At 71.0% G+C, this 2,215-nt stretch carries 2 protein-coding genes; both read left to right on the top strand.

Annotation, left to right across the window (positions count from 1 at the left end; translation table 11 throughout):
* Positions 1 to 195: 195 nt before the first annotated feature.
* Positions 196 to 1,326 carry an AI-2E family transporter gene (locus G7A99_RS18380; RefSeq protein ID WP_018719090.1) on the top strand — a complete coding sequence of 377 codons (1,131 nt, stop codon included), beginning with the start codon at positions 196 to 198 and terminating at the stop codon, positions 1,324 to 1,326.
* A 4-nt stretch (positions 1,327 to 1,330) separates the two neighbouring features.
* Positions 1,331 to 2,215, top strand: an 885-nt coding sequence (locus tag G7A99_RS18375; RefSeq protein ID WP_305792336.1) for a Tex-like N-terminal domain-containing protein, incomplete at its 3' end; no start/stop codon positions are given.

Genomic DNA, 2,215 nt, shown 5'->3' with positions numbered 1-2,215 from the left:
CCAGATCAGCACGCGATTGGGATTTCGCACCGGGCTCTCCCTGAGGATCTGCGGCAAAGCCCTTACTCTAGCGCGAAACAGCCCCGATTGTGATCCGTTTCCGGTAATTACGTCCATTGCCATAGCCGTGCCCTCGCCATAGCCGTCCACTGGGTTAGACTCCCGGGGCGGATCAATCTGGAGGGATGCACCCACATGGAAGGCACCGGTCTGCGCGACCGTCAGGCGTGGCCGCTGCTCGCGGCCGTGATCGGCGGGGGCGTGCTCATTTACCTGCTCCGCGGGATGCTCACGCCCTTCCTCGTCGCCGCGGTGCTGGCCTATATCAGCGATCCCATCGCGGACCGGCTGGAGGCCCGGGGTCTGTCACGCACGCTCTCGGTGGTGATCGTCTTCGGCGCCACCCTCGGCGTGGTGATCGGCGTGGCACTGATGCTGCTGCCACTGCTCGCCCACCAGGTGGACTACCTCGTCCAGCGCCTGCCGGCGATCGTGGACTGGGTGCAGCGCACCGCCGTGCCATGGATGGAGGAACACCTGGGCGTGTCCGCCTCGCGGCTGGACGTGCAGACCCTGCGCGACGCCGTCACCCAGCACTGGCAGTCCACCGGCTCCGTGGCCGCGGCGGTCATCGCCCGCGCCACCCAGTCCGGACTGGCGCTGGTGGGGCTGATCACCAACCTGGCGCTGATCCCGGTGGTGGGCTTCTACCTCCTGCGGGACTGGGACGTGCTCATGGAGCGGATCCGCGAGCTGCTGCCGCGCTCGGTGCAGGGCGTGGTCGGCCGGCTCGGGGGCGAGTGCAACGAGGTGGTGGCCGCCTTCCTGCGCGGCCAGCTGCTGGTGATGCTCGCGCTCGGTGCGATCTACACCACCGGGCTGTGGCTGGTGGGGCTGAACCTCGCGATCCTCATCGGCATGCTCTCGGGGCTGGCGAACATCGTGCCCTACCTCGGCTTCATCGTGGGCATCACCACGGCGAGCGTGGCCGCGGTCTTCCAGTTCAACGACATCCTCGTACCGCTGCTGCTGGTCTGGGCGGTGTTCGGCATCGGCCAGACGCTGGAGGGCATGGTGCTCACGCCGCTGCTGGTCGGCGACCGCATCGGCCTGCACCCGGTGGCGGTAATCTTCGCGGTGCTCGCCGGCGGCCAGCTCTTCGGCTTCGCCGGCGTGCTGCTCGCCCTGCCGGTGGCCGCGGTGATCGCCGTGCTCCTGCGCCACGCCCACGACCGCTACGTGCACAGTACCCTCTATCACGGCATCGCCGGCGCGGACGGCGAGGCCGGCGAGGAACAACGAGACGACAACCCCACCCGGGACTGACCCTATGAGCGTGAACATCCCCGAACGAATCGCCCGCGACATCGACGCCGCCCCGCGGCAGGTCGAGGCCGCGGTGCGGCTGCTCGACGAGGGCGCGACGGTGCCCTTCATCGCCCGTTACCGCAAGGAGGCCACCGGCGGTCTGGACGACGGCCAGCTCCGCGAGCTCGAACGCCGGCTGGTCTACCTGCGCGAGCTCGAGGAGCGCCGCGCCACGGTGCTCGCGGCGATCGAGGAGCAGGGCAAGCTCAGCGACGCGCTGCGCGCATCCATCGAGGCCGCCACCACCAAGCAGCGCCTCGAGGACCTCTACCTCCCCTACCGCAAGAAGCGCCGGACCAAGGGCGAGATCGCCCGCGCCGCCGGGCTGGAGCCGCTGGCGGACGCCCTGCTCGCCGACCCGGGCCTGGACCCGGCCACCGCCGCCGCGGACTACGTGGACGCCGAGGCCGGCGTCGCCGACACGGACGCCGCGCTCGAGGGCGCGCGCTATATCCTCGCCGAGCGCTTCGCCGAGGACGCCGAGCTCATCGCGGGGCTGCGCGACTACGCCTGGCGCGAGGGCGTGCTGGTCTCCGAGGTGGACGAGTCACGGCGCGAGGACGGGGTGAAGTTTTCCGACTACTTCGACCACCGCGAGCCCCTCCACGGCATCCCCTCCCACCGCGCCCTGGCGCTGTTCCGCGGCCGCCGCGAAGGCGTGCTGCGCCTGCGCCTGGCGATGCCCGACGAGCTCGCCGAGGAGCGCACCGGCCCCGGGCGGGGCGAGGGCATGATCGCCGAGCGCTTCGATATCCGCCACGCCGGCCGCGCCGCGGACGACTGGCTCGCCGGCGTGGTGCGCTTCACCTGGCGGGTGAAGCTCCTGACCCGGCTGGAGACGGACCTG

It is taken from the genome of Arhodomonas sp. KWT (genome assembly GCF_010993615.1).
Note: the sequence above shows the minus strand (reverse complement) of the source record. Positions and strands in the feature narration are given on the sequence as shown.